Source organism: Priestia sp. YIM B13491 (assembly GCF_042787605.1).
Taxonomy (GTDB): domain Bacteria; phylum Bacillota; class Bacilli; order Bacillales; family Bacillaceae_H; genus Priestia; species Priestia megaterium_E.
Genome location: NZ_JBHZOR010000001.1, coordinates 838,422 through 862,533, shown reverse-complemented (window position 1 = coordinate 862,533; position 24,112 = coordinate 838,422). Strand labels below are relative to the sequence as shown.

The 24,112-nt window shown below is 38.3% G+C and carries 25 protein-coding genes and 1 riboswitch; of the genes, 4 read left to right on the top strand and 21 right to left on the bottom strand.

Features of this window, described 5'->3' with window-relative positions:
- Positions 1–58: 58 nt before the first annotated feature.
- Positions 59–274 (bottom strand): YozE family protein, encoded by a 216-nt coding sequence (locus ACFX4E_RS04365; protein ID WP_013058722.1) that lies wholly within the window; start codon positions 272–274, stop codon positions 59–61.
- 408 nt (positions 275–682) lie between these two features.
- On the opposite strand from ACFX4E_RS04365, the gene ACFX4E_RS04360 reads away from it, so the two are divergent.
- Positions 683–1,720, top strand: coding sequence for an acyltransferase family protein (locus tag ACFX4E_RS04360; RefSeq protein WP_013058723.1), 1,038 nt, complete (start codon positions 683–685; stop codon positions 1,718–1,720).
- 121 nt (positions 1,721–1,841) lie between these two features.
- Positions 1,842–2,687: a D-amino-acid transaminase gene (gene dat, locus ACFX4E_RS04355; RefSeq protein ID WP_013084681.1), complete on the top strand. Its 846-nt coding sequence runs from the start codon at positions 1,842–1,844 to the stop codon at positions 2,685–2,687.
- Positions 2,688–2,722: 35 nt separating this feature from the next.
- Here the strand turns inward: dat and ACFX4E_RS04350 are convergent, their stop codons facing one another.
- The 13 genes from ACFX4E_RS04350 to ACFX4E_RS04290 all read right to left on the bottom strand — a co-directional run bounded on the left by ACFX4E_RS04350 (position 2,723) and on the right by ACFX4E_RS04290 (position 15,723).
- Positions 2,723–3,001 (bottom strand): YokU family protein, encoded by a 279-nt coding sequence (locus tag ACFX4E_RS04350; RefSeq protein ID WP_013058725.1) that lies wholly within the window; start codon positions 2,999–3,001, stop codon positions 2,723–2,725.
- Positions 3,002–3,015: 14 nt separating this feature from the next.
- Positions 3,016–4,428 carry a lysine 2,3-aminomutase gene (kamA, locus tag ACFX4E_RS04345; protein WP_028410902.1) on the bottom strand — a complete coding sequence of 471 codons (1,413 nt, stop codon included), beginning with the start codon at positions 4,426–4,428 and terminating at the stop codon, positions 3,016–3,018.
- Between the two features lie 67 nt (positions 4,429–4,495).
- A complete protein-coding gene (gene ablB / locus ACFX4E_RS04340; protein WP_377237871.1) occupies positions 4,496–5,344 on the bottom strand; it encodes a putative beta-lysine N-acetyltransferase in 849 nt (282 codons plus the stop codon).
- A gap of 26 nt (positions 5,345–5,370) precedes the next feature.
- Positions 5,371–6,636: a peptidase gene (locus tag ACFX4E_RS04335; protein ID WP_028410900.1), complete on the bottom strand. Its 1,266-nt coding sequence runs from the start codon at positions 6,634–6,636 to the stop codon at positions 5,371–5,373.
- 13 nt (positions 6,637–6,649) lie between these two features.
- Entirely contained in the window at positions 6,650–7,312 is a 663-nt protein-coding gene (locus ACFX4E_RS04330; protein ID WP_377237872.1) for a 3-oxoacid CoA-transferase subunit B, read from the bottom strand.
- Entirely contained in the window at positions 7,297–7,998 is a 702-nt protein-coding gene (locus ACFX4E_RS04325; protein WP_014458548.1) for a CoA transferase subunit A, read from the bottom strand. The genes ACFX4E_RS04330 and ACFX4E_RS04325 overlap by 16 nt, the downstream gene beginning before the upstream one ends.
- Positions 7,999–9,348, bottom strand: coding sequence for an aspartate aminotransferase family protein (locus ACFX4E_RS04320; protein ID WP_028410898.1), 1,350 nt, complete (start codon positions 9,346–9,348; stop codon positions 7,999–8,001).
- A 108-nt stretch (positions 9,349–9,456) separates the two neighbouring features.
- The gene (locus ACFX4E_RS04315; protein WP_028410897.1) at positions 9,457–10,692 is read right to left on the bottom strand and encodes a dicarboxylate/amino acid:cation symporter; all 1,236 of its coding nucleotides are present in this window, start codon (positions 10,690–10,692) and stop codon (positions 9,457–9,459) included.
- Between the two features lie 180 nt (positions 10,693–10,872).
- A riboswitch (cyclic di-AMP (ydaO/yuaA leader) is annotated at positions 10,873–11,027 on the bottom strand.
- A gap of 604 nt (positions 11,028–11,631) precedes the next feature.
- A complete protein-coding gene (locus tag ACFX4E_RS04310; RefSeq protein ID WP_377258851.1) occupies positions 11,632–13,101 on the bottom strand; it encodes an NAD(P)/FAD-dependent oxidoreductase in 1,470 nt (489 codons plus the stop codon).
- 218 nt (positions 13,102–13,319) lie between these two features.
- The gene (locus ACFX4E_RS04305) at positions 13,320–14,720 is read right to left on the bottom strand and encodes an ATP-binding protein (RefSeq protein ID WP_013058734.1); all 1,401 of its coding nucleotides are present in this window, start codon (positions 14,718–14,720) and stop codon (positions 13,320–13,322) included.
- 153 nt (positions 14,721–14,873) lie between these two features.
- Entirely contained in the window at positions 14,874–15,059 is a 186-nt protein-coding gene (locus ACFX4E_RS04300; protein ID WP_075419415.1) for a YjcZ family sporulation protein, read from the bottom strand.
- A gap of 87 nt (positions 15,060–15,146) precedes the next feature.
- Positions 15,147–15,572 (bottom strand): hypothetical protein, encoded by a 426-nt coding sequence (locus ACFX4E_RS04295; protein WP_251626428.1) that lies wholly within the window; start codon positions 15,570–15,572, stop codon positions 15,147–15,149.
- Positions 15,562–15,723 (bottom strand): hypothetical protein, encoded by a 162-nt coding sequence (locus ACFX4E_RS04290; protein ID WP_169305181.1) that lies wholly within the window; start codon positions 15,721–15,723, stop codon positions 15,562–15,564. The genes ACFX4E_RS04295 and ACFX4E_RS04290 overlap by 11 nt, the downstream gene beginning before the upstream one ends.
- 214 nt (positions 15,724–15,937) lie before the next feature.
- Between ACFX4E_RS04290 and ACFX4E_RS04285 the strand changes: the two genes are divergently transcribed.
- Positions 15,938–16,693 carry a DUF4397 domain-containing protein gene (locus ACFX4E_RS04285; protein WP_014458542.1) on the top strand — a complete coding sequence of 252 codons (756 nt, stop codon included), beginning with the start codon at positions 15,938–15,940 and terminating at the stop codon, positions 16,691–16,693.
- A gap of 31 nt (positions 16,694–16,724) precedes the next feature.
- On the opposite strand, the gene ACFX4E_RS04280 is transcribed toward ACFX4E_RS04285, so the two are convergent.
- The 7 genes from ACFX4E_RS04280 to ilvA all read right to left on the bottom strand — a co-directional run bounded on the left by ACFX4E_RS04280 (position 16,725) and on the right by ilvA (position 23,498).
- Complete coding sequence (locus tag ACFX4E_RS04280; protein ID WP_013058738.1) at positions 16,725–17,297, bottom strand: YpmS family protein; 573 nt, start codon at positions 17,295–17,297, stop codon at positions 16,725–16,727.
- 12 nt (positions 17,298–17,309) lie between these two features.
- Positions 17,310–18,194 (bottom strand): SGNH/GDSL hydrolase family protein, encoded by an 885-nt coding sequence (locus ACFX4E_RS04275; protein WP_028410895.1) that lies wholly within the window; start codon positions 18,192–18,194, stop codon positions 17,310–17,312.
- A 236-nt stretch (positions 18,195–18,430) separates the two neighbouring features.
- Positions 18,431–19,009, bottom strand: coding sequence for an SCO family protein (locus tag ACFX4E_RS04270; RefSeq protein WP_377258848.1), 579 nt, complete (start codon positions 19,007–19,009; stop codon positions 18,431–18,433).
- Positions 19,010–19,033: 24 nt separating this feature from the next.
- Positions 19,034–20,650, bottom strand: coding sequence for an ATP-binding protein (locus ACFX4E_RS04265; RefSeq protein WP_028410893.1), 1,617 nt, complete (start codon positions 20,648–20,650; stop codon positions 19,034–19,036).
- A 150-nt stretch (positions 20,651–20,800) separates the two neighbouring features.
- Entirely contained in the window at positions 20,801–21,643 is an 843-nt protein-coding gene (locus tag ACFX4E_RS04260; RefSeq protein WP_098249163.1) for a DegV family protein, read from the bottom strand.
- A gap of 171 nt (positions 21,644–21,814) precedes the next feature.
- Positions 21,815–22,066, bottom strand: coding sequence for a YpmP family protein (locus ACFX4E_RS04255; protein ID WP_013058743.1), 252 nt, complete (start codon positions 22,064–22,066; stop codon positions 21,815–21,817).
- A 160-nt stretch (positions 22,067–22,226) separates the two neighbouring features.
- Complete coding sequence (gene ilvA, locus ACFX4E_RS04250; RefSeq protein WP_013084697.1) at positions 22,227–23,498, bottom strand: threonine ammonia-lyase IlvA; 1,272 nt, start codon at positions 23,496–23,498, stop codon at positions 22,227–22,229.
- Between the two features lie 231 nt (positions 23,499–23,729).
- On the opposite strand from ilvA, the gene ACFX4E_RS04245 reads away from it, so the two are divergent.
- A complete protein-coding gene (locus ACFX4E_RS04245) occupies positions 23,730–23,948 on the top strand; it encodes a hypothetical protein (protein ID WP_208757309.1) in 219 nt (72 codons plus the stop codon).
- Positions 23,949–24,112 lie beyond the last annotated feature (164 nt).

Genomic DNA, 24,112 nt, shown 5'->3' with positions numbered 1-24,112 from the left:
AGCTAAAGAAATAAAAAAGCAGGCTGATGGATATCCATCAGCCTGCTTTTTTTATTTCTCACGCATTATTTTGATAAAGCTCCCATGCTTCATCAAATACGGTCATACTTGATAAATAATGTCCGTTGAGTTCTAAATAAGAACTCAGTTCGTCATAATCTGTTGAAGATTTCGGGAAGCTGTGATCATCATAAGCACTTCGCGCAAACTCTCCCATTCGATCATGTTTTTTATTTGATCGGAATTTCATTATATAGTGATAAAAGGATTTCATCGGACTCCCCCTCCAGCGGTATGTGTATCTTTTCTATCATTTTTTCAAGAAATCTACAACTTTCTTCTGCGATATGTAGATGTCGAACACTGCAATATAAGTGGTTTACCGGACAAAAAATATTAAATTCATGTTACAGTTGCAAAACAAATTTCACTATTAGCGTAACGAATAAATATTGTTATATCAATATTTTTCTTTTTCCCAAAAGACATTTGTAACAAAAACACATCGTTTTTATAACAAAAACATTGATTCGACAGGTTTCTCAAGCCTTTATGTAATTGCAAAAAAGAAGAATTCATGTTTTAATTCCGTAGTGAAAGGTTATTCTAACAATAATCGCCATTTAAATAAATCTTGTTGGTGGGAGGTTTACATCAGCATATGTTGAGGAAAAATAATACTATGAATACTCGAAATGCTTACTTTGATAATGCTAAATTTGTATTAATTTTTTTGGTTGTATTTGGACACATGATTTCTCCGTACCGAACAGATAGCAGCGGAATGCTGTCCATTTATCACTTTATCTTTATTTTCCATATGCCTGTCTTTATTTTACTAGCAGGTTATTTCTCAAAAAACTTTCATAAAAAAGGCTATTACAAAAAAATATTTACAAAGGTGGCTCTTCCTTATTTAGCTTTCCAAACTATCTATACCCTTTATTATAGTGTGCTTTATACAGATGAAACGTACACGCTTCAATATTTGGTTCCTAGATGGGCAATGTGGTTTCTACTGAGTTTAATTTTTTGGAAATTAATGCTTCCTTTCTTTGCGAAATTCCCGATGTGGATTAGCTTAACTGTCTCTATTTCGCTTGGACTTGCAATGGGCTTCATTGATATTGACGGATTTGATAAAATTCTAAGCATTAGCCGAATGTTTGTCTTCTTCCCGTTTTTCCTTTTAGGCTACTATTTGTCACAGCGACAAGAGCCTTTTACAAATCTTTTGACAGCGCGAAATCGAATCATTGCATCCATCGTATTACTAGTTACATTAATTGGAAGCTATTCTTTCTTAGACGACACGGCTTACACAGATATGCTGTATGGAACGAACACATACGACAATGTGGCCGAATTTTTAATGCGCGTTTCTCACTATGGAATTGCTTTTCTTGTATCTTTTGCCTTTATGGCTTTAATTCCAACGCGCGGTTTTGCTTTAACAAGCATTGGACAGCGATCCCTATACGTGTATTTATTGCACGGCTTCATTTTAAAATGGTTCTTTACAACTGACTTCTCAAAAAGTCTGGAGCCAACGTCATGGGGAATTATCGTCTTAATCGCCCTGTCCATTTTAGTAACGATGCTTCTCGGCAGCCGTATCGTCGATTGGTTCATCACCGGTACTAAGCTCATCGTTCAGTTTGTTACACCTAAAAAAGCCATTCAGAAATTTTCATTAGCTTTCAAACGTACGTTTTCATAAAAGTCATACTCCTAAAGGAGTATGACTTTTTTCATTTTCTTTGGAGAAACCAAGTAAATAATTTCATTTTGCTGAATTTTATGTTAACGTTTTAATATCTAAAGGAAGGGAGTTTTTCAAGATGGAATTAGCATATTATGCTGGAGAGTTTAGAGATATTAATGAGGCTGTTATTCCAATTGATGAACGCGGTCACCAATTTGGAGACGGTGTTTATGAATTTATTCGCGTATACAAAGGAGTTCCGTTTTCAATTGAACGTCACTTAGACCGCTTAGAAAGAAGTGCAAAGGCAATCTTTATCGAGCTGCCGGTTTCAAGACAAGAGCTAAAGGACATCATTCATCAAGCAATGGAAAAATCAACGTTAAAAGACGCTGATATTTATATTCAAGTTACGCGCGGGATTGCTCCTCGAAATCATTTATTTCCCGATGTACCTGCACAATTAGCACTCACAATACGCCACCCTCGCCAAACACCTGAAGAAGCCTATGAAAAAGGCATTTCCACGCTTCTTTTGGAAGACGAACGATGGGCTAATTGCTATATCAAATCATTGAACCTACTTCCTAACCTTCTGGCCAAACAAGCTGCGGCTTCTAAAGGATGTAAAGAAGCTATTTTAGTAAAAGACGGATACATAACCGAAGGGTCGAGCAGCAATGTATTTGCGATAAAAGACAACGTCTTGTTCACGACTCCTGCCACAAGAAAAATTCTATCGGGTATTACGCGCGCTAACGTGCTGGAATGTGCGCAGGAACAAGCCATTCAAATCCGAGAACAAAATATGACTCCTTCCTTTTTAAAAGACGCTGATGAAGTTTTTATTACGAGCACATCTGTTGGTCTCTTGCCCGTTTCGAAAATAGACGAAGTCGAACTTCCAACTTTCCGTCCTGTTACAGTAGCTTTAAAACACGCCTACAGCCTGCGCACTGCTGGAACAAAGGCTTATCAATAAGCAAAGCCGCCCCCTACAAAATAAGGGGCGGCTTTTTAGAATTTAAAGTAGTTGCGCTTTAATAATCTTGGCACTTTTAATAGCTCATCATACCGAATGGATTCATCAAGTTTTTTTGTATCGACAAGAAGCAGCTGTGTTTCCACTTCTTCTATGATCTCTTCTTCTTGATATGACATCCCGCAACCTGAACAGCTGATACATGGCATATGAGTAATTTCAATACTTCTCGTTCCGTCTGGCAATTCCCAGTATGCGGTATTGGTTGTTTCAACCGCTTTTTCTTCTTCGCACCATGCGCATTGAACAGTCATATTACAGGACCTCCTTAAGATGATGGAGCATCGTCGCTTTTAACGTCTTTTTTCAATTGAGCTTTAAACTTTTTATCTTTTAATTCATCTCTTTTTTCACGTTTATCTTTTAGACTTTCGTGAGCACTGTCACTTTCATATGTTTTACGTCTTTTTACTCTCCCTAACCCTTCCGGTACAAGGTTGAATTGAGCATCATTCATAAGACCCGAGATGCCGATGGAAGAATCTTTAGCATCCGATGCTGGATAAACAGCGCGAAAATAATCATCTGCACGCCCAGGCACATAGCTTTCTGGCTCCGGATACGTCGTAATCACTCCTTCAAAGTTTCGCAGAACAACTTTACTTGCGCTTTGACTAATAATATAGTTTGGCTGAACTGCAATCTTTCCTCCTCCTCCCGGCGCATCAATAACAAACGTTGGAACAGCATAGCCAGACGTATGACCTCGCAGCCCTTCCATAATTTCAAGCCCTTTGGAAACAGGTGCGCGGAAATGTCCAATTCCTTCTGACAAATCACATTGATAAATATAGTAAGGACGAACGCGTATTTTCACTAAATCGTGCATAAGCTTTTTCATGATAGCTACGCTGTCATTAATCCCAGCTAAAATAACCGCTTGATTGCCAACTGGAACGCCTGCATCGACAAGCATTTCACATGCTTTTTTTGTCTCTTCCGTAATTTCAATGGATGTATTAAAGTGAGTATTTAACCATACTGGATGATATTTCCTTAAAATGGTACATAAATTTTCTGTTATTCGCTGCGGAAACACAACGGGGGCTCTTGTGCCAATCCGAATAATTTCCACATGGGGAATAGCTCGTAAATTCTTCAAAATATATTCTAAAATGTTGTCATTAATCAGCAAGCCATCACCGCCTGAAATGAGTACATCTCGTACTTCAGGTGTTTTGGCGATATAAGCAATCGCAGCATCTAACTGCTTTTTTGGAACGCCCATTCCGATTTGTCCTGAAAACCTTCTTCGAGTACAGTACCTGCAGTACATGGAACATTGATTGGTGACTAAGAACAAAACGCGATCAGGATAGCGATGAGTCAACCCTGGCACTGGAGAATCTTCGTCTTCATCTAGGGGATCTTCTAGATCATATTTTGTTTTATGAAGTTCTTTGCCAACCGGAACAGACTGCATACGGACGGGGCAGCGAGGATCATCTGGATTCATCAAAGATGCATAGTAAGGCGTAATATTGAGCGGAATGGTTTTGGTTGAAATGCGTACTCCTTCTTCTTCTTCAGGAGTTAAGTTAATGACCTTTTTTAAATCATCTAACGTTCGAATTGTGTTTGTTAATTGCCAAATCCAGTCATTCCATTTTTCTTCAGGAACATCTTTCCATAACTCAATATCTTTCCAATGTCGGGACGGCTTATATAAATCATATAACATACAATCGCTCCTTTATGAAGATTTACTATTGTTATATGTTACAGCCCATAAATTGGTTAATTATTTCTCACCCTTTACTTTTTGACAGATCCTTCACCCATACGTTCATATCTTCTAACGATTTATAAATGTAACAATTATTCGTTAATCGTCCCGTATAGATATACCCAAGCTGATGAAAAGCAGCATTCATTCCAAATGAAAGCGCTCTCGCTATTGTGTATGCACAAAAAATATGCCGCTGTTTTAGCTCCTCCTCTAGTGCGCTTAATAAATGCTTCATGAATCCATACTTTCGGTAAGCAGGGAGAGTCGCACAATCCGTTAGTTCAGCATTGTGATAGACATAGTCAATTTCAGCAGAAGCAGCGCTAACGATATCGTTCTTGTCAACTATGATATAAAACAAACTATCTTCTTGAAGCAAATTAGAGAGATACTCTTCTTCGTAGAGGGGAGTAGGATACACTGTGAAGATTTGACGATAGAGCTGAGAAAGTTGTTTAGCGTCAGATGAAATGGCTCGGCGCATGATCAGTTGATTTGATAAAGGAGAATAATCAGATGTCGGCAAATTCAAAACATCTTGAAGCAGCTCTGTTTCTTTTAACGTCTCCCCGCTGTCTCGGCGGGATTGAGACGTATAGTAGCATAAAAGATACGCGTCGCTTCCGTTAAAATAGTAGGGAACAGTTGCTTCTAAAGAAAGTCCCAATCTCATCCAGTCCAACAGATGTTCAGCACGTGCTTTTATAATCCACTTTTCGTACGTTGCCTTATCAATTTCTTTATATATATAGCTGTAAATATCGTTCACATTTCCCCGGTAATCATCTATTCTCAGACGTTCGTTATATTCATCTAAAAAAAGATTCATAGCAAAGGTTGGTTGACAAATATTTTCTTGTTTCGCCATTTGTTTGTATCCTCTCCCTTTTTAGCTTAGTCCGCAATACTGCACCAGTCTGCTACCGTGAGAGCAATAATTTCTGCTGCGTCAAGCATCGTTTGAATACAAATATACTCATTCGGAAAGTGGGCCACTTCTGTTACTCCCGGTCCAAACACAACTGTTGGAATATCCCCTACTTGTGACAGTATCCCTCCGTCGGTTCCCCAAGGAGATGCTTCAATGATCGGCTGATTCTGTTTCACTTGATAAAAAGAGGACGAAAGAGAGGTCATAAGCGGATGCTCTAATTCAATTTCACCGGGAAGCCAGTGGGCCCCAAACCATTCCAAGTCGACAGGATGCTCAGCAAACCACTCATCACACTGAGGCAGAAGTTCAAGCCAGGATTTCATTTCTGCTCTGACATTTTTCATTTTCTCATGCGGAGCAACTCCTATCCTGCCTTCTAATATTACTTGATCAGCGACTGAAGAAGGCCACGTTCCTCCTTGTATATTTCCGATATTGATCGGCACGGGAATGGGAATTTTATTATAGAGCGGATCGGTAATTCGACTGTTTCTCTCTTTTTCAAGCCCCTCAATATGTTTAAGCACCACAGCTGCTTTTTCAATCGCACTCACGCCTTCATACCGAGTACCTCCATGTGCTGCTACTCCATGCACGGTGACTCGAAACCACATGGAGCCTTGCTGTTTAGGGAAGATCTTCATGTTGGTTGGTTCTGGAATAATGGCACCATCTGCTTTGTACCCTCTAAGTACACAGGAAAGTGTTCCTGCACCTCCGCTTTCCTCTTCTACTACGCTTTGAAAAATAACATCTCCTTTTAGTGAAATATCTAGCTCTTTCAACGCTTGAATAGCTAAAAGTAATGACACATTTCCTCCTTTCATATCCGTTGCTCCGCGTCCATATAAGTTTCCATCTTTTACAACAGCCGTATAAGGGTCTTCCGTCCACTGTGAAAGATCTCCGGGTGGTACTACATCAATGTGCCCATTCAAAATAATGGATTTCCCTCCACCTTTCCCTTTTAACACGCCTACCACATTCGGACTATCTCGAAAAGTAGAACGGTTGGAGGCAAAAGCTTCATGGCTGCGAAGTATTTTTTCATCCGGTTCCCATATATCAATATCTAACTGCAGCTGTCGAAGGCGTTCAATGACAATTGCCTGCGCATGCTTTTCAGAACCTTGTACGCTTGCTTCTTCTACGAAACGCTTGAGTAAACGCACTGCACTTTGACGATGCTCTGTCATCCAGTTATGAATAGATTGCTGTATGTTCATGTAATGGTCCTCCTTATGGTATCGTAATCAATTGATCACTCAGGCGAACTGTCGCTTCTGTTGAACTCAAAATATCCTCTACGGTATAAGGAGACATTAACTCTGTTAGAAGAAGCGCATCTTTTTCTACTTTAAAAACCGCCCGATCTGTAATAACTAATCCCACGCAGCCCGAAGCAGTCAGAGGTAAAGAGCACGTCTTAACCAGCTTCGGTTCTCCTGTCTTGCTCGTATGATTCATTAGCACAATGACTTTTTTCGCTTTTTGAGCTAATTCCATCGCTCCTCCCATCCCAGGAACTCGCCTACCTGGCACAATCCAATTAGCTAAATCCCCTTTTTCACTCACTTCTAACGCGCCAAGAATGGTCATATCGACGTATCCTTTTCGAATCATCGCGAAGGCTGTAGCACTATCACAGTATGAAGCCCCTTGAACGGTAGTTGTTGGATAGCCTGCTGCATTGCAGACATTCTCATCTTCTTCACCCAAAGGAGGCGAAGATCCTAACCCTAAAATTCCGTTTTCAGCATGAAACATCACATGAACAGCGCTTGGTACATAATTAGGAATAAGAGAAGGAATGCCAATCCCTAAATTAACAATCATGCCGTTTTTGATTTCAGCCGCAGCACGTTTTGCAATACGATGACGAATATCTATTCCCAAACCCATTTCCAATTCACTCCTTTTGAAGGGACAATATAATCCACAAATACACCTGACGTCATCACGTTCTCTGGGTCAATGTCCCCAAGAGGAACGATTTCATCCACTTCAGCAATAGTGATACGACCTGCCATAGCCATTAATGGATTAGTGTTTCGAGCGCTTTTATCATAAAGCAAGTTGCCGAATGGATCTGCTTTTTTTGCATATACAAAAGCTACATCGGCTGTGAGTGGTTTTTCAACTAAAAATGTCTTGCCGTCTACTTCCACTTTTTCTTTTCCAAATTGAATAATGTCATTTTCAATTCCTACATCAATCAGTACTCCTCCGAGTCCAACTCCTCCCGCTCGAATCCGTTCAGCAAGCGTTCCTTGAGGAGAAAACTCAACTTTCAGCTTTTCTTCTGTCATCAGCGTTCCAGCCACTGGGTTCGATCCAATATGAGAAGCGATCAGCTTTTGAATTCTTCCTTGGCTTACCAATTTTCCCGCACCAATATGAGGAAAGCCTGAATCATTACATATCAATGTAAAATTTGATTTTCCGCTTTCAATAAGACCGTCAATGAGAGAAGGCGGGCTGCCTACTCCTCCAAACCCTCCTATCATCAGCGTAGCAGCATGATCCACGTATTCGATCGCTTGTTCCACAGTTGTAATCTTTTGAAATGAGTTTTCGACCTTTGTCACTCATTCCACCTCATTTCCCTGTTTTTCATTTTGCACTTCATGCAATGTTTTCGAAAGCAGATCGACCGCTTCATCAAGTTGACGATGAGTAATCGTAAATGGTGGCGCAATAATAATACCGTCTCCCTCGACTCCGTCTGTTCCTGCTTGCGAAGGATAAAGGAGAAGACCATTTTTTTGGGCTTTACTTATTACGCGCGCCGTCATATTTTCAGAGGATGAAAAAGGCTCCTTCGTTTTTGGATTTTGCACAAGCTCAAGACCAACTAATAAGCCTTTACCACGTATGTCCCCAATGATAGGGTAAAGAAGCTGAAGTTTCTTCAATTTCCCTACTAAATAGTCTCCTTTCAGCGCTGCTTCTTGAACAAGATCATGCTTTTCAATATAGCTTAAAACAGCTATCCCTACAGCGGATGACAGCGGATTAGCGCTTAGCGTATGTCCGCTCATAATTAATTTGGATCCGTTCATAATAGGTTCAATCGTTTTGCTGCTAGCTAACGTAACGGCTATTGGTGTATATCCTGCTCCCACTCCTTTTCCAAGCGTCATAATGTCTGGTTTAACTCCCCAGTGCTCATATGCAAACATCACGCCTGTACGCCCAACTCCCGTCATGACTTCATCCGCAATCCATAACACATCATATTTATCACAAATTTCTCTTATCACTTCATAATAGCCAGGAGGAGGTGTAAGGGCTGCTCCGGCTGCTCCTACAATGGGCTCGGTAATAAAAGCAGCAATATGTTCAGGGCCGGTTCGTTTGATAACTGTTTCCAATTCGTGTGCACAAGCAAGATTACAGGATGGATAGGTTTGATGAAACGGACATCGATAGCAATAAGGAGGCGAAACCGAAGGATAATCTTCAAGCAAAGACGAAAAGCGTTTTCGTCTTCCAACGTGCCCTGACATAGACAGAGCTCCTATTGTAATACCGTGATAGCTCATCCAGCGTGACAAAACCTTTGTTTTGGTTGGCTTTCCTTGCTCTTGAAAATGCTGAATTGCCGTTTTCATAGCCGTTTCAGTCGCTTCTGTCCCGCTGTTAACAAAAAAGCTCCACTGGAAATGATTGCTGCTTAATTCACATAGTTTCTTAGCTAAGGCTTCTGTTGGATCACTTGTAAACTGCGACCGATATACAAACGCAACTTTCTGTGCCTGATCGGTCATCGCATCAATAATTTCTTTTACGCCGTGTCCGATACTTGCTGTAACTGCCCCCGACGAAGCATCTATGTACCTTTTTCCATCTTGGTCGTACAAATAAATTCCTTTTCCATATGAAATAACTGGGTAGTCGTCGTCGAGCAGCGGCTTTATTACATGAGTTTTATTCATTTCCGCACTCTCCTTTCAAACATACACTCTTATTAAACTGTATGCTGAAACGAAGAGTTTCTTGCCAATAAAAAAAGCCCTAGCATATAGCTAGAGCTTTTACGCTTATTAAGCTGATTGCGTTACAGATTTATCGATACGCTTTGCTTCTGACTCAGCCACAATAACGGCACACGCAGCGTCTCCCGTAATATTTACAGATGTACGAAGCATGTCAAGCAAGCGATCAATTCCAATAATCAATCCGATACCTGCTACAGGCAAGCCAACCGAACTCAATACCATTGCTAGCATAATGAGACCAACTCCCGGCACACCTGCTGTACCAATACTAGCAAGCACCGCTGTCAATACAACCGTCACAAGAGCACCCAGCGACAGGTCAACGCCGTATACTTGTGCAATAAAAATAGTCGCTACACCTTGCATAATTGCCGTCCCGTCCATGTTAATGGTAGCACCTAACGGCTGAACAAAACTGCTGATGGACTCCGGGACACGAAGGTTTTTTTGAGCCACATTCATTGAAATCGGAAGCGTTGCATTACTGCTTGATGTACTGAATCCAACTGTCATCGCAGGAGCAAAACCTTTAAAAAATTCAATAGGGTTACGTCTCGCCATAAGAGCGACTGATCCTCCATATGTTACAATCGAATGGATAAACAGTGCGAGCACGACTACAATCATGTACAGCCCCATCGCTTTAATTGCCTCCCAGCCTTGACTTCCAACCGCGGTTGCAAGAAGTCCAAATGTTCCGTAAGGAGCAAACTTCATCACTAGATTTACAAGATACATCATCAATTCATTGCCTTGCTCAAGTAAATTGTAAAGCCCTTTTGTTTTATTTCCAAGCATCGTAATACCAAAACCGATAAAGATAGAGAAAACGATAAGTTGAAGCATATTCCCTTCAGCCATCGCTTGGATTGGGTTGACTGGAATCATATTTAAGAATGTCTCTCCAACCGGCGGTGCTTTTTCGGCTTCAAAAGAAGCGTTTTTTGTATCAAAAGATCCAAACGTACCCGGTTTAATTGCATACGCTAAAATTAAACCAATAATAATAGCAACGGTTGTTGTAACTAGGAAGTAGGAAACTGTTTTAGCCCCGATTCTTCCTAGTTTTTTAGGATCTCCTAAACCTGCTACACCTAACGTGATAGAGAAAAACACAATTGGTACAACAAGCATTTTAATTAAGCTTAAGAAAATTTGGCCAAGCGGTGTAAACAAGTACTTGTCCAGCGGAGCAAAAGCACTTGGAGCAAAAGCATTGATCAACACTCCCACAACAGCACCAGCAATTAGCGCGATAATAATCTTTGTCGATAGCTTCATAGATTTACCTCCCGTAAATAAATTATATTAGAATGATTCTAACTACCATACTTATTTTACCATGCATTGAGAGCGATAACACTCAAAATATACAATATATTAAAAATTTTCAGATTAATAGTTTAGGAATATTTTTATCTATACAAAAAACCATGAGAATATCATGGTTTCATAGACCTGTTATTCCCTCACTGAATGCTTACGGAGTTAGCTGTCGGATTCGGGTACGTGAGTTACCCTACTTGATTTATTCAAGATTCACCCCAAGTACACTACGCACAAATATGGGTCCCCCGTTCTCTTATAAAACAAAAGAGATTAAGCAAATAATTTTCTTTAATATTTTTGCATGATAATAATTCTTACTTTAATTAAAATTCATTTTATATGTTTCTGTCAAGTTTTTATTCAAAAATAATGCAGGGTTTTATCATAAAAAGTTGAGCATTGTTATATTTTAAAATATTTACATCATATTTCAATAAACCACAAACAGTTATTTAACAAGACTTAAAATCTAATAGATAAAAAATTAATTCAAAAAATAGTTTGTAAAGTGAACTTTCTTTTCATTAAATTACATTCATAAATTTGCATAATTATTCTAACATCCGCGTACTTTACTGCTTTCATAAATATTTTACTCAACAAAAAAATAACTCTTTCCAACTGTTGATTTTATCCTTGTATTGCTTGATATAAATTCTCTAAAATTTTACTGAATTTGTTGATAGAAATAAATGGACATTGTCAATTCGCCTTATTCTATTTAATTCTGCTCACGATAGAAATATGGATCCCCTAATACCTTTTAAAAAAGGAGCGAGTAATTATCATATAAAACTATCGGAGTTGGAGGGGTATAAGTTCTTTACTTTTTACTTATTCGCTTTCGTTATTTAACACATATAAAAAAAGAGGCCGTGACGGCCTCTTTTTTTATACAGTAACAGGTTCAGAACTTGCTTTGCGATTCTTTAATTTTTCAACAATGTCACGCGCTACCCACACACCGCACGCACTTGCCTGCGCAAGTCCTCGCGTAATACCAGCTCCGTCTCCTCCCACGTATAAACCGGAAATTTCAGTTTCAAACTTATCATTTAACTTCGGACGGGCTGAGTAAAATTTCGCTTCCACACCGTAAAACAGCGTATGTTCAGATGCTAACCCAGGCGTTACATGATCCAGTGCTTCTGTCATTTCAATTAAGCTTTTCATCGTATTGTAAGGAAGCACTAAGCCTAAGTCACCCGGTACAGCTTCTTTTAACGTTGGTTCTAAAAAGCCCTCTTTAATTCGAGTCGCTGTTGAACGACGGCCCTTTAAAATATCTCCATACTTTTGAACAACTAAGCCCCCGTTTGACAGCATATTAGCTAATCTTGATACTTCGTGCGCATATTCGTTCGGCTGATCAAATGGATCCGAAAATTTATGAGAAACAAGCAGCGCAAAGTTCGTATTTTGACTTCCAAGCTTCGGATCTTTGTATGCGTGTCCATTTGCTAACATAATACCTGAATGATTCTCTACTACCACATGTCCTGAAGGATTGCTGCAAAACGTTCTAACTCTTGTACCTACGGACGTATTGTAAATGAATTTCCCTTCGTACAAGTGCTTGTTGATTTCTTCCATAACAACGTTGGATGTTTCTACTCGAACGCCGATGTCCACTTGATTGTTAATCATTTTTAAACGACGTTTTTTTAGTAAGTCGCTCATCCACTTCGAGCCGTCTCGACCTGGTGAAACCACCACTTTATCAGCCGTAATTCTTTCACCATTTTTCAATTCAATACCGCGCACGATATGCTGACCATCTTCTTTTTCTGTTATTAAATCGGCTACTTCCGTTTTATACTGCATATCAATTTTTTCTTTTAAGTATTCATAAATGCTTTTTAAAATTTCTAAATTTTGCTCTGTTCCTAAATGACGCACTTGGGCACGCAATAGCTTTAATCCTGCTGCGTATCCGCGTTTTTCAATTTCACGAACTTTATCAGTTAACGGATCCGTAATCGTATCGGTTGCTCCGTGTTTTAAATTAATTTCATCCACGTATTTAATTAAATCTACCACCTGTGATTCAGACAGATAATCCGTCATCCAGCCTCCAAATTCACTTGTGATATTAAATTTTCCATCTGAATATGCGCCGGCTCCACCGAAACCATTTGTGATAGAACAAGCAGGCAAACAGCCAGCAAACTCTTTTTTGCCAACCGCAGGCGGACATTTTTCAATTTTTTTCTGAAGAATCGGACAATTACGTTGATAGATATCGTGTCCTTTATCGATTAATAAAATAGTTGCTTCCGGTAATTTTAACGTTAACTCATAGCAAGTAAAAATCCCAGCGGGTCCTGCCCCTACCACAATAACATCATAATTTGAGTTCATTGTACATTCTCCCATCATCTTTTTTCTTCGGGTAAAAGATAAAAGTTATTGACCGAATTTTCTTTTTTTTATTATCATTCGGTTATTTTCTAGCCATTTGATAATATATCAAAAACAAACCCTTTAGTCAACAATATACACGAACATTAAAATAAAAAAATAAAAAAACATTCGCTTTTATTTCGATCAAATAAAAACCAGTGAACGAATAGCAAGCGCTATGAAATGTTCACTGGTTCTTTAATATACGGAAGAGCAATTTCTACTTTTGTTCCTACTCCTACTTTACTCGCAAATGAAATATGCCCTTGATGCTGTTCGATTATTCGGTAGCTAATCATTAACCCTAGCCCCGTTCCTGTTTGTTTCGTAGAATAAAACGGTTCACCTAGCCGGGCTAAAGATTGCTCATCAATTCCACAGCCTTCATCCTCGATAATGACCATGCCGTATTCATTTCTTTTCTCAACGGTGACTTTAACTGTACCTTTGCTCATTGACTCAAGCGCATTTTGAATTAAATTAATAAAAACTTGTTTAAGCGCATTTTCTTCACAAAAGATTGTAATCTCATCACTAATTTCATTAATAATACGACAGTTTTTATAATTGGCGTGTGTATCTAATAGTAATGTCACGTGACGGATGATTTGATTGAGACTTTTTGGGTGGTATGAATTTTCAATTTTAGGCTTGGCCAGCGTTAAAAATTCTTGAATAATGGATTCGACGCGATTCAATTCTTCAAGCATAATATCATTGTATTCTTCATTATACTGTTTTGATGCTTTTAACAGCTGAATAAACCCTTTAATCGCCGTCATTGGATTACGAATTTCATGTGCTACTCCTGCCGCTAACTTGCTCACCATTGTAAGCTTTTCAGATTTGCTTGCCATTTCATCATATTTTTTTCGATCCGTTACGTCGCGAATAATATACTGAATGGCATCCTGTCCTTCAAACTTAATTTTGGTTGCCGAAGATTCAATAATGACGACTCCTTTTTTAGTCAATAGTTTCACATCAACACGCGGCCTCACCGACATTCCGTTCATTAGCTGAACCATTCGTTCTTTTACGATTTCTAAATGTTCGGGATGAATAAAATGAAGCCAAGGACGCCCGATATACTCTTCTTTTTTCTCGCCGCCAAGAAGTTTAACACCAGCGGGATTCAAATATTGAATTCTGCCTTCTCTTGTTACAATAAATGCATCTTGGCTTTGCTGGACAAACTGCTTATATTGCTTCATTTTCCGAATGACTTCCTCTTGCTTTTCAATACTTGAGGAAAACTCTTTCCACTGAACAACTAAGAGCGGAATATCCCCTTCCGTGCGCTGAATATGGATGTGCATCGGAAACTGCTGATCTACTTTTTTCTTAAGTAAAACAACTTCTTCCTCTTGCTTTCTTAACGGTTCCACTTCATGCTTTTCAATAAAAAAGCGATTTGGCTCTTCAAATACATTACAGGAAAGAAGTCGTTCCTCCGTCGTTTTAAAAAGGTGGCAGCACGCTTCATTTAAAATTTGGATATCTCCATCCATATTCATTACGAGCATTGGTGTAAATGACATTGAAAATAGCTGTTGAAATACTTTTTCCTTTTCCATATATTCACCTTCGCTTATTGAGTTACTAGCTATAGTATAATATGGTAAATGTTGATTTGGCAAAATTTTTTTATTATTTAAACAATTTATATGTAAGTTTGTCCTTTTCCATCTGTTATAAAAAGCTCGCACATGCGAGCAAATGAGGCCTAATCAGCAAAAACAAGTACAGCCAATGATGATTAATAAAATAAATAGCACAACAATTAATGCAAATGACTGGCCCGTTCCACAATGATGATAACCGCCAATTGGATAGCTAATTGGATAATGGCAAGTATCATACAGGTGGTGATAGCCTCCGTGATGGCATGGGTCGTAACAATCGTAGTTATACATAGCAATCTCTCCTCTTGTTTTTTTCATTTCGTACACTGTACTTTATATGCGTTAGTTGATTGTCCTGTATGTGCATTCGCCCATTTTTCACTTTCTCTTACGCCATATTCGCCTTTTAGGCTGCAGCGTATACGAAAACAACAAAAGTAAAATACTTCCCATCACCAGTAACGTAGTAAAATTTTTCATAAACTCAATAATGACCCCTATATACGGGAGATGGTATGCGTAGCTTCCAATCACTTTAAAAGAAGCAGGCAAAGAATCTCTTTGAGCTGTAACCAGTACATCAAGCTCTTGATTATGGGCCAGTACAAGTTCATTTTTTGAAGAAGATGATTCGTCTCTAAAGACAACTATATCTCCGCGATGCAGGTGGTGATAATCCGTTTCTTGAACGGTCACGGTGAAACCAAATAGGCTTGGAACTGTACTAACAAATACAAATGTAAAGCAAATTGCATAAAGAACAAGTACATATCGAAACGCGGAAAACATACATTTATTGATCATAGGTAATCAGCTCAATTCGCTCGGTTACTTTATTTAGCACGGGGGTAATGTGATTAAATGAAGTAGAGCGCTCTGTAAATTGAATTAAAAGTAGCAGCAGTAAAAAACTTAACATAATTAACCGTAGCATCCGAGCATAAAAATCGCGCATGCTCTCACTCCTTTTTCCTATACTAAATTCGGTCGTACAATAAGCCTTCAGTCAATAATTTGATTCAGTATATGCACATAGAGGGCATTTGGCTCATTGTTTCTTCTTGGAGGTCTCGGGAGTGATCAGTGATCGGCATAAATTATGAGTTTGAGCATATGTTTGGTTACGTATGGAAATGTTTTTATACTCCGACAATAAGGGAGCTGAACATATGGCTAATTATTCCTTTGATCAATATATTAAAAAAGCAATGAAATACGATTTTCTAGCTAACTACTATAAGTATAGTGATCCATCTAAGCATATTCATTATTATCAAAAGCATTTGTACTATATCCAGCAGGCCATCTTAACTTCTTCTGAAAATACGAATCTGCGCGTAAATCCGCCGCAAATTCGTATACTTCACGCTTCTCCAGATTCTCCATCTGTAGATATTTATATTAACAACAAACGAGTGATTCGCAATTTAACTTATAAACAAGAAACAGATTATATTGAATTACAAGAACCTGGAAGATATACAATTTCTATTTATCCCGCTGGAGAAACGGGAAGACCTGTTTTAACGGAATCATTTACATTTGAAGGAAACCAAAATTACACGGTAGCGGCGGTAGATGAGCTAAACAAGCTTGATTTATTATTTATCTATGACAATACGGATGTGCCAAGTGGAGAAACAAAGCTTCGATTTGTTCATCTTTCTCCTGATGCTCCTGCTGTGGATATTGCGGCTAGAGGCGGAGACGTCATTTTTTCTGGAGTGCAGTTTAAAGAAGTCACAAAATATTTGCCTTTGTCCCCCATGCATGTTCAACTTAGTGTGCGCATAGCAGGAACCAAAAATGTAGTACTCGAAATCCCGGCACTGAACCTTCGTCCGAATCGAACATATACGGTATATGCCGTCGGATTTGCTAAGAACCGTCCTGCATTAGAAGCACTGATTTCCCAAGATCGTTAACGAAAAAAACCTTCCAAATTGGAAGGTTTTTTTATTCACTGCGCGAAATTAAACGTACGCGAATATCATCATTTTTTAAATCAAACTTTTGTACTTTTACAGCAAAATCACTCTCTAACTTCATCTGCTGTAACGCTACGTATACTGATTCATTCTTTGGATCGATCGTTACCCATTCTGGTAGCGCAAAGTTATTATTTACGTATCGAAGCACTGTGCGGACAGGAAGCTGCAGCTTTCCAACAGAAAGCGACTGCTGTTCAAGCACAATATCTCCATTTTTTTGTACGATTGGATCAAATGTCATTCGAATATTAATATCATCGCCGAATACTTGAATCGTACCGTCTACTCTTACTACATCAGTAAGAGTAATTTTGTAGTTAAGCGGCTGATTCTTAAATTCTTTTTTTAAATATTTATCAATCAGTACATTTAAGTCGGCTTTTTTAGCCAAAATTGTTAGTTCTGCGTCTCCTTCTACTTTTTCAGAGGGAGTTGGATTGGCCTTGTCAACCGGTTGAAAAATAAACGCAATAATAAGGATAGCCCCTAGAACATTAATCCCTAATAACGCGATAAATAGGGTTTTCCACTTCTTCATATAACAATCTCCTTACTCGTTCCCACTCTCTTTCGTGTTTTTCTCTTTTTCATCAGATGTAACTTCTTCTGCTGTTTCCTTTTTCTGGTCTCCAACGAGAGGATCTTCTTCCTCCATTGATTTACTAATGCGTTCAGCCATTAGTTTGTACCCTTTTTTATTAGGGTGAAACTCGTCTTTCCCTAATAAATTTACGTCAGAATCATAAAAAATATCATCAATTTTTACATAACTTACATTATCATATTGAGAAGCAATTTTCTCGCTTGCCGCATTCCATTCATTAATAACAACATTAATTTCTTTCACATCACTTAACGATTTAAAGAATGGATTATAAAAACCGATTAAATAAATATGAGCATTAGGGTTCAGCTTACGTATACGTGAAAACACGTCATTTAGACGTTTTTCATATTTTGACTGCTGTGATTCAAACGTCTTAATTGAGATATTGTAAAAGTAATCTCTTACCACTTTCATCACGTCATTGCCGCCAATCGTCAAGAAAACGATGTCTGCTCTTGATACTTCAGCTGCTACTCCCGGCTGATTTAACCTCGCTAATAGCTGATCCGTCCGATTTCCTCTTTTACCTAGATTCTCTGTTCGTACATTTTGCACTTCATTTTGTTTAGAAAGGTATTTAGTTAAGTATGGTACATAACCGCCTTTTTTAGACTCATCTCCTACTCCTTCTGTTAATGAGTCACCAATGGCTACAATATCTAAATCTACAGGAAAAAATCCTTTCGGAATATGCTTTTTAGGTGTTAAATCCACTTCTTTCTGAACGGCTTCTTCTTTATTGTCCGTTGGCAAAAAAGTCGTCGTCGAACAGCTTGCTAACACCACCGCACTTATACTGCTTATCACTATACTTTTCCATTTTCTCATCATAACACCTACTAACTATGCTGTATTCTCGCTGTCACAAGCAATACTGCTTACCGCTCTGAATAACTATATCTTTATATCTTATCATACTATGTCAAGTTGATATTTTACTACGTTTCTTATATATAGTATATGTAAAAAAAAGGATAAGCATGTTTCTTTCATAAAAATATCCGCTAACACATCACTATAAAGATAGCTGTGTTTGACGGATAGTTTTGACGGATTTATAGCTCTTACTGAAGGGTTTTGATATCTTTTAACATATCTTCATAAGGAGGGTCAGTCACTCCCTGATAAGATTTTTGAACGACTCCATCTTTGTCAATTAGAAAAAAATCTGTACCGTGAATAACCTGCTGATTTTCTTGCGGCTTTTTCACAATCGTTTTAAATTGGTCCAGCGCAAACTTCTCAATTTCTGCTTGTTTATACCCCGTTAAGAAATCCCAATTCGAAAAATCAGCGCCAAATTTAGTCGCATAGTCCTTCATTTTTGGTGGAGTATCGACTTCAGAGTCTACGCTAAATGAAACAAAGCGAACATTCAGCCCTTCATCCTTGGCCATTTTTTGTAATTTAGCCATATGAGCCGTCATTGGGGGACATACGGTTTCGCAGCTTGTGAAGATAAAGTTAGCTATCCAAACGCTCCCTTTCAGCTGACTTAGCCCTACTTTCTTTTGATCTTGGTTAACGTAAGAAAAAGAGTCCATCTTCCAATTAAGCGGATTTTCTATTTTGGAACCACAGGCTGCTAACATCATACAACTAATGAACAGTAAAAAAAACAATTTATAAGACCAGCTTTTCATATGTTCCTCCTGCACGGTTAAAGTTTAGTCATAGCTAGGGAAAATCAAGGTAAACGTTGAACCTTTTCCTGGTATGCTTTCCACTTCAATTCTTCCATTCATTTGTTCGACCAGCTGATAAGAAACCATTAGACCAATCCCTGTTCCTTTTTCTTTTAAAGAATAAAACGCTGTTCCCAGCCGGTTCACTTGTTCACTGGTCATGCCTATACCAGTATCTTCAATTTGAATATGTACATGCCCTTCTCGCTTGTAAAGTCCTACTCGAAGCGTTCCTCCAGCTCTCATAGCTTCAATTCCATTTTTCATAATATTAAGCAGAACTTGATTCAATTCGTTTCGGCTGCCGCGAACATACATCTCTTCTTTTGCGTCTAATTCTATGAGTATATTGTTTGTTAACAAAGCATAAGAAGATAATAAGTCTACTAAGCTTGTAACACACTCTAAGCAGTTAATAAAACGATGCTGATGAACATCCGGCTTGGCTAAAGATAAATAGTCATGAATAATCGCTTCCGCTCTGTCCATTTCGTTAATCATAAGATGAATGTAACTTAATTCAGTGTTTGAAAGCTTTGTGTTATCTTGAAACAGCTGCAAAAACCCTTTTACCACCGTCATAGGATTTCGAATTTCATGCGCTACAGAAGCAGCTAATTGACCAATTGCATTCATTTTCTCTGCTCGCTGCAATTCCTTTTGCATCCTCGTTTTTTCCATAATAACTTCTAATTCATCAATCGCTTTAGCAATTCCATCTTTTGAATGACTGAAATTCGTTTCTACGTTCAGCTGTTCTTTTGTTGCTGACACTTGTTGAAAAAGCTGCTGAAGCCGCTCGGTCATTTCATTAAATCTTGTGTGTACATTCCCTAACTCAGAATCATTTTCATGTGTCAGCTTCACATCAAACTTCCCTTGACTTACTGCTTGAATTCCTTCTATTAATTCCCCTAGGGGCGACATTAATCGCCTTAGTCCCCAGTCTTGAATAACAATAATGAAGGTAAACAAAATCGTAAACGCAACGATCAAAGCCACAATTAAACGTTTTTGGTAGATATAGATAGCGCTTGCATCTATATCTACACCAAGAATAGCCACGACTTTTCCAGAGCTGTTTGTAATAGGTGATAAAACGGTTATCCACGTCCCGAATTCGTCTTTGTATGTAGATGTTACGATATTCTTCTTTTCTTGTTCTGCTTGCTTAAATGATTTGTAAAATTCTTCTCCTCCATAATAAATCATGGACGGCTCTAGTGATTGCTTAATTTTCTTATTCGCTGTTACGATAATCTTATTTCCATGCGACTTGAATTTTTCGGTCGTCATAATATATCCCTGCAAGTACGACGGATGCAATTCATAAATCTTTCTAAACTGCTTTTCTAGCTCGTCTTTTTCAGGAATCGTCCCGTTCCTTGAATCCACTGCTGCTATTACGTCTTGTTTAGATAAAGACTCCCTCCATAAATCAGCCATAATTAACGCGTGCTGCGTTAGTGTCTCTTTTGCCATCTTTTTTTGAACTTGATAGCTAATGGCTAAAGAAATGACTCCAAGGGCAACTACAATTAAAGTAGAAAATAAAACCGTTTTGTTAAACACACTCAAATTTCGAATATATTTTTTCATCGGTATACTCCGGATTCAAAAGAATAGTAACCAGCACAGCATTCGCTGGTAGAAAGTTGATTCTATTATATCATACGTTCGTCCACTTCTCTTTCCCCTTTTTCCAAAAAAGAGAAAACCAAAAAAGTGACTTGCAAAAAGCAACCCACTTTATTCAGCAAAATACATAAAACCAATTGCACCAATACCTGTATGCGTCGAGATAATAGGCGTCGTATCTTCAATTGAAAATTGCGTATAGCCCCTTGCCTTCACAATTGATTCTTTTAATTTAGAGGCGAGTCCAAATCCATCTGCATGTACTAGCCCTACTCCTTTAATACTTTTTCCTTCTGTATGCTCTTCGAACTGTTTTGTTAAAAACTTAACAACTTGAGAATGGCTGCGCACTTTAGCAACAGGAGTATATACTCCGTCAGCTAGAGAAGCAATCGGCTTAATATTTAAAAGAGAACCGATCAATCCTTTTCCTCGTCCAATACGTCCACCTTTAACCAAATTTTCAAGCGTATCAACTACGACAAAAAGATTCGTATTTTGACGCACCTCTTCCAAGCGCGTGACAATTTCTTCTACTGTATGCCCATCTTCAATCATTTTCACCGCTTCAAAGACTTGAAACGAAAGAGCTTTTGTAATGTACATAGAATCAACAACGGTGATGTTTCCTTCTACCATTTGAGCCGCGCTTTCAGCTGCTCGAACAGTTCCACTCATTCCCCCAGTCATATGAATCGAAATGACGTCATACCCTTCACTAACTAATCGTTCATATACTTCAACAAAAGAACCAATAGCTGGCTGAGAGCTTTTCGGTAATTCTTTTGAATTTTTCATTTTTTCAATAAAATCTGTCGGCGTTAATTCCACGCGATCTAAATACGTTTCATTATCAATGTTAATACATAAAGGTATCATCTCAATACCGTACTTTTCAGCTTCTTCCAACGTTAAATCAATTGTTGAATCCGTTACCACTTTAATTTTCGCCATGTGTTCACCCCTATAAGATGCATTGCAGACTAGTATAACATGAACGCTTACAACAATATAGTTATAATAGAATGCAAGTTTTGCTAATTCATAAAACGCATCTTCAACCTTTTATATCAACAAAAAAAAAGTTGACTCTGCTGAAATATTCAGAAAAGTCAACTTTTACGTTTATGCATTATGTTTTAATACATGAGACTTAAAGAGCTGTTCGTAATCTTTCCATTTCAACACGCGTTTTAAATATTCTTGAAACGAGTAGGTTTGCTTCGGAACTGATTCGTTCGTGATTTGTCTAATAAATAAATCAAGTTTTGCAGATAACATGAACCGAAACGTGCTATTTTCCTCTAAAACTGGAATTTCAGTAATTTTTACTTTTTGACCACTGACATGTTTAAATTCAAGGCTTTTTAATAGCAAGGCGATCAACCCTCTTTTTACCCGTTTATTTTATTATAATGCTTGAGGCACTTTCTGTCTTGATAAAATAAAAAGAAAATACAAATATTTTTAAAATAAAAATGCTTCATCAACTTATTCGACAGTTGATGAAGCATTCCTTTTTAAAATGACCTTCTATTTAAATAAATAAGTGAAACAAGTTGCTTTCTTTATTAATTTCTGTATAAGGGAATCCTTTTTTATCCATACGATTAATCAGTGGATAATAATCTTCTTTATGCTTAAGCTCGATTCCTACGAGTGCTGGTCCGCTGTCTTTGTTATTCTTTTTCGTATACTCAAAGCGCGAAATATCGTCTGTCGGTCCAAGCACTTCGTCTAGAAATTCACGAAGAGCTCCTGCGCGCTGAGGAAAATTAACGATAAAATAATGCTGTAATCCTTCATAAATCATCGAACGTTCTTTGATTTCTTGCATGCGTCCAATGTCATTGTTTCCTCCGCTGATGACGCAAACAACCGTTTTCCCTTTAATTTGCTCACGGTATGAGTCAAGAGCAGCAATCGAAAGAGCTCCTGCTGGTTCTGCTACAATCGCATTTTCATTGTATAGAGATAAAATGGTTGTACAAACCTTGCCTTCAGGAACAACTACAATATCGTCCACAAGTTCTTTACTGATGTCATACGGAAGCGTTCCAACTGTTTTAACAGCTGCTCCGTCTACAAATGGATCGATTGCCGGTAGCGTCACTACATTTCCATTTGCTAAAGATGTCTGCATGCCAGGCGCGCCTGCTGGTTCTACCCCAATCACAGCTGTTTGAGGCGAGATGCTTTTTACGTATGTGCCGACACCGGAAATTAATCCGCCCCCGCCGATACCCGCAAATACGTAGTCAATTTCATCTTCACAGTCATTGAACATTTCAACGGCTACTGTACCCTGTCCTGCAATAACGTCTACATCATTAAATGGGTGAATAAATGTTCGATGTTCCTCTTCACTGCACGCAATAGCTTGTTCATAAGAATCATCAAACGTATCTCCGATTAGTACGACCTTTACGTTATCTTTGCCTAAAAATTTCACTTGATTAATTTTTTGGCGCGGCGTTGTGCTCGGCATAAAGATTTTACCATCGATATTTAAATGACGGCACGCATATGCTACACCTTGTGCGTGGTTTCCTGCACTTGCACAGGCAATTCCATTTTCTAATTCTTCTGGGGATAACTTTTTGATTCGATTGTACGCACCACGAATTTTAAATGAGCGCACCACCTGTAAATCCTCACGTTTTAAATAGATATTACATTCATATCGTTCAGACAAAACGTCATTACGCTGTAGTGGTGTATGCACAACAACATCTTTAATCAATTGATTTGCAATCATGATGTCCTCTAAATGTACGTGTTTTGTTCGATTATCTACTTGTTGTTTCATAACCAACTTCCTTCCTCTTCTACCATTATTAATTTGTACATTATATCACAAAAAATTTAGAAAAATCATTATTTTTCATTAATAATAACTAAAAAAACTTTTCAAACTATTTTACTGTCCACATACTTTACATATGTTTAGCAAACGCTAAATAGACTTACAAAATTGCCCATACTTTCTACATGCAGCTGATGCGATAACAGGTATAAATCAAGAAAGGTTGTGGAATAAATGGAGTTTTCGCTTCAAAGTCATGAAAGTGCCGTTCCGTGCGAAATAGTTGCAGATGAAGAAAACGGTAGATACATGCTTCGCAAAGCAGATACGAGCGGAGAAGTTTTTAACACACCAAGCGAGCTGATTCAATGGATTGAAGCAAACTGGAGCGCTGAACAGTTTGTGAGCCCAGCGGCTTTCCACGAAATGATGAAGCAATTAAAATCAATATAAAAAGAGATTGAAACATAACGAAATCAATCTCAAGACGAATAAATGGAATATAGGTGCTAGCTGGTAGGGGTCGCTTGTTACATCGCAGTTGATTTCCATGCAAGGCTTTGCTTTCCGCGGGCGGGCGGTGAGCCTCCAATCACCTGCTAAAAGCACCTACATAC